This window comes from Leptospira weilii (genome assembly GCF_006874765.1).
Taxonomy (GTDB): Bacteria; Spirochaetota; Leptospiria; order Leptospirales; family Leptospiraceae; genus Leptospira; species Leptospira weilii.
Genome location: NZ_CP040840.1, coordinates 2,858,504 through 2,873,586, shown reverse-complemented (window position 1 = coordinate 2,873,586; position 15,083 = coordinate 2,858,504). Strand labels below are relative to the sequence as shown.

The following is a 15,083-nucleotide window of genomic DNA, read 5'->3' as shown; positions in this document are numbered from 1 at the left end:
AAAATGGTAATTGCATTTCGGGTGGATGGAGGGACTAGACCGGATATAGCAATGGGGCATATTTATAGGTCGTGTTTGATCGCAGATCAACTGAAAGCTAAATATAAAATTATATTTATATCTGAGGATCAGGAAGATTTTCGTCCAGGCCATCAGGAAATTCGAAAGCGTGGATATGATCTCTATTTAATTCAGGATAATCGAGTCGATTTTTTATTAAATGAGATTAATCCTGCTTTTGCGGTAATAGATTTATACGAATATTCTAAATCCATTTTGGAGCCGTTTGTTTTTAAGAAGGTTCCGATTTTAACTTTTGATCATTTTGACGACTCAAAACTGTTGTCTCATTTTCCAATCAATCCCGTGCTCATTGATCGAAGAGGGAAATACGATGGTTTGAAATATACGGTTATTCCAAATCCATTGAGATTTACCAAAAAAAAAACTGTCCAGGAAATATTTTTATCCTTTGGAGGATACGATTTTGGAAGAATTTCCAAACGAGTTCTTCAAATTTTATCCAAAGTTGTGGGTGACTTTAAAATTAATTTAGTGATAGGTTCCTCTTTTCCAAAAGATGATATTCTAGAGTTTATAAAAAAAGATTCTCGCGTTCGACTTTTTGAAAACCCCAAAAATTTTAACGAAATCTTGGCCGGATCAGATATCGCAGTGGTTGCAGGTGGGCTGACTTTTTTTCAAAGTTTGTCAGAAGGAATTCCGTGCATTGTGATTTGTCAATATAAACATCAGAAAGAGACTGCTCAAGCAATTGGAAATTCAGAGATGTTTAAGTTACTTGGGGTTTTTGATGAAATAGAAGATAGAGATATTCAATCTTCATTAGAAGAATTGATCAAAGATTCGAGAAAAAGAGAACAATATAGTCTAGCGGGAGTTAGATTAGTCGATGGATTGGGTTTGAACAGAGTAATTAATATAATAGAATCCGTGGTAAACAAATGATCGGTGTCATACTCCAACCAAACTACATCCCTTGGAGAGGTTATTTCGAGTTAATTGGTAAAGCAGACGTTTTCGTATTTTTAGATGACGTTCAATATACAACCAGAGATTGGAGAAATCGAAATCAAATAAAAACACAAACAGGTCTCCAATGGTTGACAATTCCAGTATTTCAAACTAGTAAATTTGGCCAATTGATCCACGAGGTAGAAATCGATAACTCTTCGAAATGGTATGAAAAACATCTAAATGCAATTACCCGCAATTATTCAAAGGCACCTTTTTTTAAAGAATTTAATGAATTATTAGAAATCTTATATTCCGGAAAAATTGATAATCTTTCTAATTTGGATATCGTATCTGTTGAGTGGATTTCAAAATATTTGGGATTAAATACGAAATTCATTCGTTCATCAGAAATCTTTAATGAAGGGCAGCGACAGGAAAAATTAATCAGTATTTGCAAAGAAGTAGGAATTACAACCTACATTTCCGGGCCAAGTGCTAAAAGCTATATTGTTCCTGAAAATTTTGAAAAAGACCATATTACTTTACTCTACCAAGAATATGATTATCCGAGTTATCCTCAGTTATATGGTGATTTTGTAGGTAATGTCAGTATATTAGATCTTTTATTTAACTGCGGTTTTGAAAGCCGTAAATATATATTTAAGGAATAAAACAAATGTCTAAACTTGCCATTCACGGCGGGGAGCCGGTTCGTAAATCCTTTTTAGTCTACGGTGCTCCTGATATCGGAGATGAAGAGATTCAGGCGGTCGTCAATTGCATAAAAACTGGCTGGCTCAGTACAGGGCCGAATGTACAAAAATTTGAGGCCGATATTAAGAACTACACCGGTGCAAAACATGCTGTAGCTGCAAATAGTTGTACTGCTTTGCTTCATCTTAGTTTAATTGCTCATAATATAGGTCCAGGTGATGAAGTAATCACTACCCCTATGACCTTTGGTGCGACAGTAAATGTGATAGAGCATGTAGGTGCTAAACCAATTTTGGCAGACTTATTACCTAAAAGTTTTCATATAGATCCTCAATCTATCAAATCCAAAATTACACCTAAGACTAAAGCTATCATGCCGGTTCATTATGCAGGTTCCCCCTGTCAAATGGATGAAATTAACGCGATTGCAAAGGAATATAACTTAGTTGTTATTGAAGATGCAGCACATGCAATTGGTGCAAAGTATAAGGGGACTTTGATCGGAGATGGCCAGAATCTTACTTCATTTAGTTTGTACGTAACGAAAAATATTGCTGCAGGGGAAGGAGGAGTCCTGACTACGAATAGTGATGAGCTTGCAGAGAAAATCCGTATTTACGGACTCCATGGAATGAGTAGAGGTGCTTGGCAGCGTTATTCAAAAAATTCGCAAATTCATTATGATATAGTAGTTCCTGGATATAAATATAATATGCCTGATATGAATGCTGCAATGGCGATTGAACAGTTAAAAAAATTAGAAATATTTACTAAAAAAAGAAAAGCGATCGCAGAGACTTATTTTGAGCGTTTGGCTGACGAAAATGGTCTTAAATTGCCTCATGCATTGATTGAACAAAATGAAGGAGACTTATGCACTTGGCATATTTTTCCAATCTTGATTAACCCGGAAGTTTTAAAGGGAAATAGAGAAGAAATCATGACCGCCTTGATCCAAGAAAATATTGGTGTAGCGACCCATTATCGAGCTATCTATGAACAACAGTTCTATAAAGAGAAGTATGGCCTCGTCCCAAGTAATTTTCCTAATTGTGAAATGATTTCCAAGAGGATCTTTTCGATTCCATTGTCTACAAGTATGTCGACACAGGATATTGAAGATGTCGTAAGTGGAATTAAAAAAGTATTCGGATATTTTAAAAAATAGAAATGATTCAAAAAGCGAATTATAAACAGATTTTATTAGAATTTTTCTATCTTGTTCAAAAGCATCCGATCAGCTCGTTTATCTTTTTATTGGGAATATTACTTTCTGGTAGTGTTCAATTAATCGGGTTTGGTCTTATCTATCCGGCTACAATGATGGCTTTAAACCATTCTCAAAATAAAGAACAAAATCCGATACTCAATAAGATTGAGTCAGTCTTTACTTTTTTTGACATTCAGTTGAATCTAACTAATGTAATCTTAGGAATTATAATTTCTGTAATCCTTTCCTCAATATTTTTACTTTTTGCTCAGTACTATCAACATAATTTCTTAAGAAAATTAGATATAAAGCTACGAAGAGATTTTTTTCAAAAAGTTTTAAATTCATCTTGGGGTGCTCTTTCGAAATTAAATCACGGAGAATTTGTCAGCATAGGGGCTCGAGAGATAGAAAATTATAAAGTTTTAATAAAGTATGATTTTATGATTTTGGCTAACTTGATTAATATTATCTTTTTTCTATTGTTTTCGCTTTTGGTGGATTGGAAAGTAATTTCTGTAACCGTTGGGCTAGTAGCTTTAAATTCCCTTGTATTTTTTCCTTTTTATAAAATTATAATGGCACTAGGACAAAAAAATGTAAAAGAGTTTTCATTATATAATTCTAATTTAATAGAAATAGCGAAAGCCTTTAAGTACATCAAAACAAGTTCCAATGAAAATAAGGTTCTTTCTTATTTAGATCGATATATTGTTTCTCTTCCTAAGTTTTATTTTAAATCAATGATTCTTTCGGATTTTACGGCTAGATTTTCAGAGGTTCTGATAGTAATCACTTTTGCACTTATTATTTATTTAAGTGTTGTAGCATTTCAAACACCTTTAGAGAATTTGACCGTAATTTTTGCAATCTTAATACGTACTTTACCAGAGGTAAAACTTCTTACCGATAATATAAATAGGGCTGTTCATTCCTCAGTTTCTAGGATTGCGATTGAGTCGATGTTGGATACTGTTTCTGCTTCTGAATACGGAGAAAAGCAAGCTCCATCTGTTTCTTTGGATAATAACGAAATTAAAAATATTTCGCTAGATAATGTCGAATTTGGATATAGTTCGGAGAGTTCACTTCTTAAAAATTTCAATTATGAATTTGAGAAAGGGAAGTTTTATGCGATTACTGGCCAGACAGGTGCAGGAAAATCGACTCTATTAGATTTAATTAGCGGAATTTTAAAGCCGCTTTCTGGCAAAGTTAAAATAAATCAAGTTTCATTAGGATCTTATGATATTAAAGAAATTCATAAAAGACTTGGATATCTCACCCAGGAGAATTTAATCTTAAACGGATCTATTTATGAAAATTTAATATGGGGACTTGATGTAGGTGTTTCCGAGGAAGAGTTGGAAGATGCGTTAGTGTTGTCTCAAGCAAAAGAATTCATTTCTACACGTAACATCCATGAAGAGTTATTTCAAAGCGGTGCAAATTTATCTGGTGGTCAAAAACAAAGGATTTCAATTGCAAGAGTTCTGCTCGGTAAATTTGATTTTATCTTAATGGACGAACCTACTTCTGCGTTGGATGCGTCTACGGAGCAGCAATTTATGGAAAATTTGGCCAAGCTTAAGGGCCAGATTGGATTAATTTATGTGACTCATAGAAAAGAAACATTAAAGTATGCGGATTCGATCATAGAATTTTGAATAAAGAATAAATTATAATCGTTATATGTAGGTAAAAATGCAAATTACTGATAGACCTGAAATCTTAAAGCTAATGTTAGGAGAGTTAGAAAAAGCTCCTGATATTTATAAACCGACTAATTATTGGTATTTACATCAGCAAGTTTTTATCAAAGAACTGAACAAAATTGGCCTGAAAGATTTTCGTAAAAGAAAATACTCAATTTTAGAAACATTTGGAGCAACGGATTTAGATTTTAAATATGGCCAAATTGATCTAAAAAGTAATAAATATTTTAATAATCGGTATGTGAGAGCTCTTCCTTTTTGGGATTCAGTTATTTCTTTTTTAAATAAGAAACTCAATCAGTATTTTCCGATCATACCGCCCTATAATATTAACTTTATGGAATTAAAGGAGATTTTATATGAGAGAGTGAATTTACTCGCAAAAGCTTCAAAAGCGAAACCTCTCAGTTCTTTCTCAGCTTCTTTAATTGGAAATCCGGAAGATGCATTTATCGTAGATGGCAAAAATTATACTTTAACTATTTTATATTATTATCTTCGTTATTTATTTTGTCAGAAAAATCTGGACTTCTCAAAAGTTAAAGTTATTACAGAATTAGGGTGTGGGTCGGGTAAACAAGTTGAGGTTTTGAAAAAGTTATATCCGGATATTATTTTTTTATTATTTGATATTCCACCGCAGCTTTATGTTTCAGAAAGTTATCTGTCTTCTGTTTTTCCTAAGGATGTGGTGACTTTTAAAGAAACGTTGGATATGGAAACAATTGATTTTTCGAAAAAAGGAAAGATTTATTTTTTTGGGAATTGGAAATTCCCAATTTTAAAAAATATGAAAATCGATTTGTTTTGGAACGCCGCGAGTTTTCAAGAAATGGAACCTGATGTTGTTTCCAACTATCTTAGCATTGTAAACGAATCTGCTAAGGCTATTTTTTTACAGCAGACAATGGAAGGCAAGGAGGAGGCCGTAAAAAAGGGTGAACACGGGGTCTTGAAAGCAACCACTTTAAAAGATTATCAAAATAATTTGAAAAAATTCAAACTTGTAAAAATCGAAAAATCACTTACCCCATTTGGAACGTTAACTGGGTACAGTGATTCCTTTTGGAAACGCAAATAAATAAGATTTTAATAATATTGTTGAATGAAAGAAAGTTCCCGTTTACTAGTTCTTACCGGACATCCTGATCTTTGGCCGAAAGCCGAGAATGAGGAAAAAAATGCCTTATATTTGGGTCCTTGGTGTTTTAGTCGTAATCAATTTCGTAAATTTTTTGAACAAGATGATTTTAAAATGGCTTCTTCGCCTTATAAAGATTGGAAGGATGTTGAGCTACATTGGATTTATATATCTAAGTTACATGATAGAATCATTAAAGCTCTAAGCAAGTATCTGAACGATTTTTGTGGCTTGCAAGAGTCTGAAAAGTTTTGGAGAATTCGAGTTTCCTATTGGCTTGTTCATTGGTTATGCTCTTATTATGATCGTTATTTGAATATAAAAAGTATAAAGAAAGAGGGCCCTTTAACTGTTTCTATTGTGATGACTGATCACAGCAAGGTTGATTTTCGTCCGAAAAGCTGTGAAGATTCTTTAGAACAACTAAAAGAGCATGAATATAATTTAATTATTTATTCAGAATTACTGAACTTTTTAAAACCTCCTTCGATCGTTCTTAAAAAAGAAAGTGTCGAACTTTTCCGAGTTTTTCGAAAGCAAAAGCAAACTCTAAAATCTAAAATACATTTTTTTTTGAATTATCAATTTTTTTTGGTTTTTTTTGGTCTTTTTTTTGGGGAATGTAAAGGAGTATCTTTTTTTTATAAAATTAGACTTTCACTTAAAAGCTTTTCGATTCAGAGATTCTGGTCTGTTATATTGAGGAAAATAAAAATACGGAAAAAAGAATTTAACTCTATTAATACTCATAAAAGAATTAATTTCTCTGATTATTTTGTTTCTAATAACGAATTCGAAAATTGCGTTTCTGAGAACATAATCAAACATATACCAGAATTAGTATTTACGAAAGAACCTTCCTTTGCGGAAGAAGGTATATGGATTGGATTTGATATATACAATTCTAAAAAAGCAGATTTAATTTCTAGATATACCTCTGGTAAAAATGGAAAATGGTATTCGGTTCAACATGGCGGAGGGTATGAGCAATATTTAGTTTTTCCTCATGAGAAGATTGAGTATGAATCCAGTGATGGGTTTATTTCGTGGGGCTGGGCTTCTAAGAATTCAAGCAAACTTACATTTTTGCCATCACCTCATTTAGTAAATCTTAGAAAAATGAATGTCGATTATAGACAAAAAAAACAGATTTTATATATTTCTACAGAACATTTTGCATATTTTCTTCGTTTGCATAGTACACTTAGACCAGAATTACAGTTCTCTTATCTAAAAGAGCAAGCTAACTTTATTGCGAATTTATCCGAAGAAGTAAGTAAAGATTTTGTATTTCGTGCATCAATCCAATTTGGATGGAACAATTTAGAATATTTAAAGAGAGAGGATAGTTTACCTAAAACTATTTCTTCTATAAATGAAGATATTTTTTCTCGAATTCTTAAAGCAAGGTTGGTTGTGGTTGACCATCTTGCGACTTCCTATATGGAGTCTTTTGCCTTAAATATACCAACTATTTTATATTTTAAAGAAGAAATGTTTGGGTATTCCGCTAAATTTAAACCTTATTTAATGAGTTTAAAAGAAGTCGGCATTTATCACGAGGATTCTTTTTCTGCTGTCCGATTTTTAAATGAAAATTATCATAAAATTGAGGATTGGTGGGCTTCTGAAGAAGTTCAAAATAGAATACAAGATTTCCTATCTGAATACGGTAGAGTTAATGAAAATTGGTTTGTTGCTTGGAAATCATTTAGTGATCAGTTGCTTCACCCCGCTTTTTAGATCTTTTGCACATTCTAATGCAAATAGTTGAATTTTCTAATGAAAAGGAATTTCTTACTCATTGTTTGAATAGGATAAAAGAAATTTCAGAGGAACGGATTCGGATCAAAAATGCTTTCCATGTTGTGCTCACAGGAGGGGAAACTGCTCAGTTACTTTACGGAGAATTAAAACATTTGAAAACAGATTGGTCAAAGTGGTTTTTTTATTTCGGAGATGAGCGATGTGTGCCGGAAAACCACGTCGATTTGAATAGTCTAATGGTTCAAAAAAATCTGTTCGAATTTCTGCCTGTGAATGAGAAACAAATCTTTATGATTCCGGGTTATCTTGGAGCAAAAAAAGGTGCTTTGGAATATTCAAAATCTATTCAATTAATTCCTTCTTTTGATTTGGTCCTTTTGGGTTTAGGTGAGGATGGTCACATTGCGAGTTTATTTCCAGGTATGGATTTGTCTGAAGAAAAAGATACAATTGAAATTTACGATTCTCCTAAATCTCCAAAAGAAAGAATCAGTTTATCTTTAAGAAAAATTAATTCATCAGATTGTATTTTAATTATCGCAAAAGGAAGAAAGAAAAAGGAAATTATTGAAAGAATAAAGATGGGCGAAACTTTACCAGTCACTTCTCTTTTTCCTAAAAAGTCAATTGAACTCTGTTATTTTTACGACTGACCGTTTTCGTTAAATAGAAAGGATTTTTAAATGAAAAGGATTGTCAAAAATTATATTATTAAAGTAGCTTCTTTTATTATTTTCCTCTTGAGAAAAGCATCAATTGGAAGATTTATTTTGGAAGTTGTCATCCATAATTTGATGAATCATGTGATCGAAGTAGATCACAAAGGAAAGATGTTCTTTACTGCACCGAATGACCTGAATCGATTTAGGGCAACGACGTTTTCCATTAAGGAGCCAGATACGTTGGAGTGGATTGATCAAATTGCGGAAAGCGCTGTGTTTTGGGATATAGGAGCAAATGTCGGTTTATATTCCATCTATGCAGCAAAACAAAAAAATGCAAAGGTTTTCTCCTTCGAACCTTCCGTTTTTAACTTAGAACTGCTTGCAAGGAACACCTTTTTAAATCGTGTCTCGGATCAAGTCGTTATCGTTCCTTTGCCTTTGTCAGATCGACTTTCAATCAATAAGCTACAGATGACAAGTATGGAATGGGGAGGCGCTCTTTCTTCTTTCGGAGAATTGTTTGGTCATGACGGTAAGCCTTTGGACCGAGTTTTCGAATACGCTTTGATTGGCCTATCGATGGAGAATGCAATTCACGAATTGAGTATTCCCGCGCCTGATTATATCAAAATAGATGTGGACGGAATCGAGCATATTATCTTGAAAGGCGGAAAGAAAATTCTCAAGAAAGTCAAAGAAATCCTCGTCGAGGTCAACGAGGATTTTAATGAACAATATGAAATGAGTCGAACCATCTTAGAAACAGCAGGTTTCGTTTTAAAAAATAAAAAAGGTTCCGCAGTTTCGAATACAGGTTCATTTCAAAATACGTACAATCAAATTTGGTTCGAAGACATTGAGTGTCACCGCGTATTTTGTTTTAGCAGTTAATTCTAAAAAAGGTAAATAAAGTTATGAATCTATTAGAAAAGGCTAAAGCTTTCTCCAAATCGTTTCAACAAGAATCCATCGAAGCGATTCAAAATTTGGATTTAGATGCGATTGCACAGGTTGCGGTTACTTTGTATGAGGCAAAAGAAAACGCTAAGAACATATTTTTCTTCGGCAATGGAGGAAGTCATGGGATTGCGTCTCATTTAGCCTGTGATTTTGGCAAAGGAACTAAAAACTCCGTACGTAAAGATCAGAAATACTATAAAGTTTTTGGATTGGATAACGCTGCGTGGTTGACCGCACAAGCAAATGACGGCAAGGAACCATTTATTCTTGGAAATTATCCAGGAACTTATACGCACGGATATGACGGAGTTTTTGTTGGACAAATGGAAAACTTTATCAATTCCGGGGACATCGCATTCGGCATTTCCAGCTCTGGGAATAGTCCCAATGTGATTAATGCATTGTTATTCGCTAAAGAAAAAGGAGCAAAAACCATCGCAATGGTCGGATTTGACGGGGGGCAGGCTTTAAAAATCGCCGATATGGTCTTATTTATCCCTTCTGAAAAAGGGAAGTATGGAATCGTGGAAGGAGTTCATGAAGTCATTCATCATTTGCTCTATGAATTCGCCGTTCTATTAGAAAAATAATATATATGAATTCCGTAAAAGAGAAACTAAAGTCCGGAAAGTTTACAGTTGGATCCTGGATGCAAATTCCAAATACTTCGATCGCGGAAATTTTAGGAAGCGCCGGTTTTGATTGGATTACTTTGGATTTAGAACACGGTGCTTTTAGTTTAAATCTTCTCCCGGATCTTTTTAGAGCCATCAGTAAGAACGGAGCTTTACCTTTTGCAAGGGTAGCTCAAAACCATCCGAAAGATATCAAACAAGCTTTAGACGCAGGGGCTAGAGGGATTATCGTTCCTATGATCGAAACTGCTGAACAGGTGCAGGATTTTCTAAAATGGAGTAGTTATCCTCCGAATGGAACAAGGGGAGTGGGTTATTCGAATGCGAATTTGTTCGGAAAATACTTTGACTCTTATTCGAAAGAGATCAATTCGAACTTAATACGCGTCATTCAAATCGAAAATATCAAAGCGATCCAACAAATTGATTCGATACTTTCCGTAAAAGGAATCGATGTCATGATGATCGGTCCCTACGATTTGTCCGGTTCAATGGGATTGACAGGCCAATTTGAACATCCTGATTTTTTACACGCAATTGGAGAACTTCATAAGGCAGCAGAACGGAATGGAATTCCTCTTGGCACGCATGTGATCCAGGCGGACTTTCAAAAAGTAAAAGATGAAATTCGAAGTGGCAAAAAGTTTATAGTGTATTCGACCGACGCGATTATGTTAAATACGCAAGCTAGTTTGAATTTTGAAGAATTAAAATAGTTTAAAATTATTAATTACTAATTTTGGAATAAAATATGAAAACGATTGCTGTTTTGCCGGCGAGAATGGCATCTTCCAGGTTTCCAGATAAACCGTTGGTCAAGATCTCTGGATTAGAAATGATAGAACACGTCAGACGTAGGGTAGAAATGTCTTCTTCCGTTGATGAGGTAGTTGTAGCTACCTGCGACGAAATTATCAAACAAAGAGTAGAATCTTTTGGCGGAAAAGCTGTGATGACTTCGGATGTTCATAGGGGTTGTATTGACCGGGTTGCAGAGGCAGCTCTCTACGTAAAAGGAGATATCGTTATCGTCGTCCAAGGAGACGAGCCCTTGATTTTACCAGCGATGCTGGATGATTTAGTCAAACCGATGTTAAACGACTCTTCAATTTATTGTACAAATTTAGTTACAAAAATTGTAGATGAAGAAGAGTTTCAAAGTCCGAATGCTCCTAAAGTCGTAGTGGATAAAAATTGGGATCTACTTTACGCTTCGAGAGAACCGATTCCGTCTAGAAAAAAATATCCGAATGAGGATTATTTAAAGCTCAAGCAACTAGGAGTGATTGCGTTTCGAAATGATTTTTTGCAAACGTTTGCCGCCCTTGCGCCAACACCTCTGGAAATTATTGAATCTGTAGATATGAATCGTGCGGTAGAACATGGCTATAAGGTGAGAATGGTTCTTACTGAAGGAATTATGATTGGAGTGGATGTTCCAGGAGACGTTTCCAGAGTAGAGTCTGTCTTTAAAACGGACTTGTTGCTATCGAAGTATTTATCATCAGTATGAAGAAGCTTAAAGTTGGTATTACAGGATATGGGGTCGTAGGAAAACGCAGGCACCAATATATAAAACAAAATCCTAATTTAATGGTTACTGCAATTTGTGATAAGAGTTTACAGGACGGAAGAAACGCATTTGAGAATTTAAATGTTTATCAAAAATTTCAAGATTTAATTCAAAAAGAAGAATTGGATATACTGTTTGTCTGTTTGACCAACGATGTGGCGGCCGAGGCTACGATTCTTGGCTTAAAAAAAGGACTACATGTTTTTTGTGAAAAACCACCCGGTAGAAATGTTCAAGAAATAAGTGAAGTTCGTGAAGTTGAAAGACAATTCCCGTCTCTAAAATTAAAATACGGATTCAATCACAGGTATCATGATTCCATTCGAGAGGCTTTAAAAATTGTAGCTTCCGGTAAGATGGGAAAAGTTATTAACATTCGAGGAATTTACGGAAAGTCTGCTATTGTAAATGTTGCAGATGGATGGAGGGCCAACCGTGAAATTGCGGGTGGTGGAATTCTTTTGGACCAAGGAATTCATATGGTGGATTTGATTCGTCTTTTTGCAGGGGAAATGAGCGAAATCAAAAGTTATGTTTCCAATAGTTATTGGAATTTAGATGTAGAAGATAATGCGTTTGCTTTGATGAAGTCTGAATCTGGAGTGATTGTTCAGTTTCAATCTACGGCAACCGAATGGCGACATAGATTTAATCTACAGATTAATATGGGAGAAGGTAGTCTTGTGCTTTCGGGAATTCTTTCCGGTTCGAAATCGTATGGGCAAGAGACGTTAACCATTTATCCTAAGGATTTGGAGTCAGGTGGAAATCCAAGAATGGAAACGATTAATTATTTGGAAGATAATTCTTGGAGAGATGAAATCAACGAATTCACAGATCATATCTTAAAAGACGAGTCGATACGAACCGGTTCCAGTTTGGATGCGTATCAAACTATGAAACTAGTATATCAAATTTACCATGCAGATCCTGTTTGGAGAGAAAGGTATCAAATCGAATTTTAATCTCTTTTTCATTCATGAATATAAAATCGAAGATACAGTTTTTACGGTTCGCACAAGAAATTGCTTCCGAAGTGGGGCAAACATTGCAAAAAAAAAATCCCTCTTCGTTGCGTATTCATGCTTCTGAAATTCATGACGTAAAGATTGAAGCGGATTTAAAAGCGGAACGTAAAATCATTCAATATCTTTCTAAAAATTCTCAGCTTCCAATTCTAAGCGAAGAGTCAGGAGAAATTAAAAATGCATCTTCCTCTCAAACGGATTCCGAGCTGCGATGGATTGTAGATCCTCTAGATGGAAGTTTGAATTATACAAAAGGAATTCCAATGTGTGGGGTTTCGATTGGGCTTTGGGATGCAGAAATTCCTATTTTAGGTGTTGTTTACGATATTTTTAGAGGTGATTTGTATTCCGGAATTGTCGGTGACGCTTCTTGGAAAAATCGGAGAAAAATTAGAGTTAGCCAGGTTCGTGCAGAATTCGATTCGGTTTTGTGTACTGGTATACCCGTTAAAAATAACTTTTCAACAAAAACTTTAAACTCTTTTGTTTCCGAGTTTCAGAAATACAAAAAAGTACGATTGCTTGGTTCTGCTTCTTTATCTCTTTGTATGGTTGCATCCGGAGCTGCGGAAATTTATAAGGAAACCAATATTCAGATTTGGGATGTGGGTGGAGGGATTCCAGTTGTCTTAGGAGCTGGCGGAAATGTCACTTTTTATAAAACTTTGGTTTCGCAATATACATACGATGTTCGGGCGACAAATGGAAGTCTATGAGATTTTTTGGAAAAAATGAGTTCATTGGCGTAGGGATATCTTGAAAGTGTAAATGTAAAAGGATTTGTAATGGGATATAAAACAAGGAATAAGATTTTTCTAAATAAAAATCTGATCAGTAGACTGAAAGAATTTAAAAATTCAAAAGTTTATCTTACTGATAGTGTCATTTCGAAATCCGATTATTGGCAGGATCAAGTTAAGGAGTTGACGTCCGTTTTAACTGAAGATTCGGTTATTATAGGAGGGACTCGGGTTATTATGTGCCTTCATCGAATTCCATGATAATTCGCTTGTTTAGTAAAATCAATAAAGTGTTATTGAATATAAGTGATTTACCAGAATTAATTGTAGCTAAATATTTTAATCAGACAAAACTGCTATCCTACAAATCTGCATTTGATGCAGTCATGCTGTTATTTCCGATCCTGATCTATCTCCATACCGTATCAATCACTTAGAACTTAAGAAAAATTCGGAAATTTTTCCAGATGCAAAGTCTGTATCCAAACATTATAGTTCTTGGTCTGGCCATTTAGCTTCCCCTAATATATATCTTAATTATTATTATCTAAATTTATTAAAAGGTTATATAAAAAAGGAGAGATAAGGAGAGTTCTTGAAATCGGAAGTGGAAATGGAAATTTTTCTTCTATTTTATACAATAGTTTATCCCCGATTCAATGCGTTATCGTCGATTTACCTGAAATGATTCCTATTTGCGCGGCGTATCTTTCTAAAATATTTCCAGAAGCGAAAATCGTATTACCAAATGAAGTTAATAAAACTCTTTCTAAAGATTATGATTTCTTATTTTTGACAACGACAAACATTAATTTATTACCAAAGAATTATATAGACCTTTCGATCAATTGCCATTCCTTTCAGGAAATGAAACCAAAACAAATTTCCATATACTTTGACTTGATACAAAATGTAACGAAAAAGAATGGATATTTTTTCACTTCAAACAGAATCGAGAAAATTCCAATGGGACGTGACCCATACACAAGAATTCAAAATGAGGTTCCCAATCGTTTTTTTGAATTTCCTTGGAAAAAATCAAATCAAATTCTAATCAATGAAATTTCACGATTCAGTCGTCTAGTTCAGTTAGATGCGATTGGTGCGTCTGGAAAGAATTCGTAAATAACTCAATCGGATGAAAAATATTCTGTTTATATTTTGTGAGAATTTGTAATAAATCAGATTGTGATTTGCTAAAATCGTCTTTTGAGTGGGTCGAAAATGAATGTAAAGTTTATATTGATTAAAAAACCGTAGGAGTTAAATTTTGAAACAAGAAACGGAAATTACAGTTTTAGATTTTGTTATACTGATAATTCGCAGAAAAGTTCTATTCTTATGCGTTTTCGTATTTGTTTTAACAATAGCATGTTTATATGCGTTGAGACAGAAGAGTAGTAATTCTACAAAGATCACTTTTGAATTTAAATCCATTTTTAGCTTAGGTGTAATTGGTAAAAATGAATTTGGGATGGTACAATATGTGGAAACTCCTCAAACTGTTGTGGAGAAATTAAATTCAATTTATATCCCCCAAATGTACGAGACTCGTTCCAAAGCGGGACAGAAATCGGTTTCGGTGTCCGTTTCTCAACCGAGCAATACGAATCTAATTATTTTAACTAGCAATAGTGGCTCAGAAGATGAATCTGAAATTCAAAAGGTTCATAAAGAGATTTTAGAAAATTTATATCAATTGCATAGAGCACAAGTAAATCATGTCTATCTTCTCAATGGGATTCGATCTTTAGGAAATATTCCTTCTTCCCAGATTGATGCGATAGCGATCAAAAGTCCTCTACCGGTTCCTGTAGTAAAGAATCCTGTCCTAATTGTCGGAGCAGGGATTGTTTTTGGATTTATCGCCGGATGTTTTTTCGTGATTTGTTTCGAGTTTTTTTTGAGCGTTCGAAAAAAACTACAGGAGTCAAATTGATTCTAATTCAAGGGGTAG

The 15,083-nt window shown here is 34.3% G+C and carries 14 protein-coding genes and 1 pseudogene; all 15 read left to right on the top strand.

From position 1 onward, the window contains the following. Window positions 1–3 precede the first annotated feature (3 nt). Entirely contained in the window at window positions 4–969 is a 966-nt protein-coding gene (locus FHG67_RS13930) for a glycosyl transferase family 28 (RefSeq protein WP_142499827.1), read from the top strand. Next, complete coding sequence (locus tag FHG67_RS13925) at window positions 966–1,649, top strand: WbqC family protein (protein ID WP_004494801.1); 684 nt, start codon at window positions 966–968, stop codon at window positions 1,647–1,649. The genes FHG67_RS13930 and FHG67_RS13925 overlap by 4 nt, the downstream gene beginning before the upstream one ends. Window positions 1,650–1,654: 5 nt before the next feature. Then, window positions 1,655–2,860 (top strand): DegT/DnrJ/EryC1/StrS family aminotransferase, encoded by a 1,206-nt coding sequence (locus FHG67_RS13920; RefSeq protein WP_004494858.1) that lies wholly within the window; start codon window positions 1,655–1,657, stop codon window positions 2,858–2,860. Window positions 2,861–2,862: 2 nt separating this feature from the next. Beyond that, the gene (locus tag FHG67_RS13915; protein WP_004494776.1) at window positions 2,863–4,569 is read left to right on the top strand and encodes an ATP-binding cassette domain-containing protein; all 1,707 of its coding nucleotides are present in this window, start codon (window positions 2,863–2,865) and stop codon (window positions 4,567–4,569) included. A 73-nt stretch (window positions 4,570–4,642) separates the two neighbouring features. After that, on the top strand, window positions 4,643–5,698 hold the full coding sequence (locus FHG67_RS13910) for a putative sugar O-methyltransferase (RefSeq protein WP_142499922.1): 1,056 nt from the start codon (window positions 4,643–4,645) through the stop codon (window positions 5,696–5,698). 24 nt (window positions 5,699–5,722) lie between these two features. Next, on the top strand, window positions 5,723–7,501 hold the full coding sequence (locus FHG67_RS13905; RefSeq protein ID WP_142499826.1) for an LIC12162 family transferase: 1,779 nt from the start codon (window positions 5,723–5,725) through the stop codon (window positions 7,499–7,501). Window positions 7,502–7,518: 17 nt separating this feature from the next. Further along, complete coding sequence (pgl, locus tag FHG67_RS13900; RefSeq protein ID WP_004498102.1) at window positions 7,519–8,178, top strand: 6-phosphogluconolactonase; 660 nt, start codon at window positions 7,519–7,521, stop codon at window positions 8,176–8,178. Window positions 8,179–8,208: 30 nt separating this feature from the next. Then, entirely contained in the window at window positions 8,209–9,081 is an 873-nt protein-coding gene (locus tag FHG67_RS13895) for an FkbM family methyltransferase (RefSeq protein ID WP_142499825.1), read from the top strand. Window positions 9,082–9,104: 23 nt separating this feature from the next. Then, window positions 9,105–9,740 carry an SIS domain-containing protein gene (locus FHG67_RS13890; protein ID WP_004498097.1) on the top strand — a complete coding sequence of 212 codons (636 nt, stop codon included), beginning with the start codon at window positions 9,105–9,107 and terminating at the stop codon, window positions 9,738–9,740. A gap of 5 nt (window positions 9,741–9,745) precedes the next feature. Beyond that, a complete protein-coding gene (locus FHG67_RS13885; protein ID WP_002623102.1) occupies window positions 9,746–10,501 on the top strand; it encodes an HpcH/HpaI aldolase family protein in 756 nt (251 codons plus the stop codon). Between the two features lie 35 nt (window positions 10,502–10,536). After that, on the top strand, window positions 10,537–11,298 hold the full coding sequence (kdsB, locus tag FHG67_RS13880) for a 3-deoxy-manno-octulosonate cytidylyltransferase (RefSeq protein WP_004498101.1): 762 nt from the start codon (window positions 10,537–10,539) through the stop codon (window positions 11,296–11,298). Further along, window positions 11,295–12,323 carry a Gfo/Idh/MocA family protein gene (locus FHG67_RS13875; protein ID WP_004498100.1) on the top strand — a complete coding sequence of 343 codons (1,029 nt, stop codon included), beginning with the start codon at window positions 11,295–11,297 and terminating at the stop codon, window positions 12,321–12,323. The genes kdsB and FHG67_RS13875 overlap by 4 nt, the downstream gene beginning before the upstream one ends. A 14-nt stretch (window positions 12,324–12,337) precedes the next feature. Next, window positions 12,338–13,102 carry an inositol monophosphatase family protein gene (locus tag FHG67_RS13870; RefSeq protein ID WP_004498098.1) on the top strand — a complete coding sequence of 255 codons (765 nt, stop codon included), beginning with the start codon at window positions 12,338–12,340 and terminating at the stop codon, window positions 13,100–13,102. 69 nt (window positions 13,103–13,171) lie between these two features. Further along, a pseudogene (locus FHG67_RS22715) lies at window positions 13,172–14,255 on the top strand (putative sugar O-methyltransferase). Window positions 14,256–14,396: 141 nt separating this feature from the next. Next, a complete protein-coding gene (locus FHG67_RS13850; RefSeq protein ID WP_004498695.1) occupies window positions 14,397–15,065 on the top strand; it encodes a hypothetical protein in 669 nt (222 codons plus the stop codon). The last annotated feature ends 18 nt before the right edge of the window (window positions 15,066–15,083 follow it).

Coding starts and splice junctions, on each gene's coding strand:
- FHG67_RS13930 (WP_142499827.1), top strand. CDS start 4: ATGGTAATTGCATTTCGGGTGGATGGAGGGACTAGACCGGATATAGCA.
- FHG67_RS13925 (WP_004494801.1), top strand. CDS start 966: ATGATCGGTGTCATACTCCAACCAAACTACATCCCTTGGAGAGGTTAT.
- FHG67_RS13920 (WP_004494858.1), top strand. CDS start 1,655: ATGTCTAAACTTGCCATTCACGGCGGGGAGCCGGTTCGTAAATCCTTT.
- FHG67_RS13915 (WP_004494776.1), top strand. CDS start 2,863: ATGATTCAAAAAGCGAATTATAAACAGATTTTATTAGAATTTTTCTAT.
- FHG67_RS13910 (WP_142499922.1), top strand. CDS start 4,643: ATGTTAGGAGAGTTAGAAAAAGCTCCTGATATTTATAAACCGACTAAT.
- FHG67_RS13905 (WP_142499826.1), top strand. CDS start 5,723: ATGAAAGAAAGTTCCCGTTTACTAGTTCTTACCGGACATCCTGATCTT.
- pgl (WP_004498102.1), top strand. CDS start 7,519: ATGCAAATAGTTGAATTTTCTAATGAAAAGGAATTTCTTACTCATTGT.
- FHG67_RS13895 (WP_142499825.1), top strand. CDS start 8,209: ATGAAAAGGATTGTCAAAAATTATATTATTAAAGTAGCTTCTTTTATT.
- FHG67_RS13890 (WP_004498097.1), top strand. CDS start 9,105: ATGAATCTATTAGAAAAGGCTAAAGCTTTCTCCAAATCGTTTCAACAA.
- FHG67_RS13885 (WP_002623102.1), top strand. CDS start 9,746: ATGAATTCCGTAAAAGAGAAACTAAAGTCCGGAAAGTTTACAGTTGGA.
- kdsB (WP_004498101.1), top strand. CDS start 10,537: ATGAAAACGATTGCTGTTTTGCCGGCGAGAATGGCATCTTCCAGGTTT.
- FHG67_RS13875 (WP_004498100.1), top strand. CDS start 11,295: ATGAAGAAGCTTAAAGTTGGTATTACAGGATATGGGGTCGTAGGAAAA.
- FHG67_RS13870 (WP_004498098.1), top strand. CDS start 12,338: ATGAATATAAAATCGAAGATACAGTTTTTACGGTTCGCACAAGAAATT.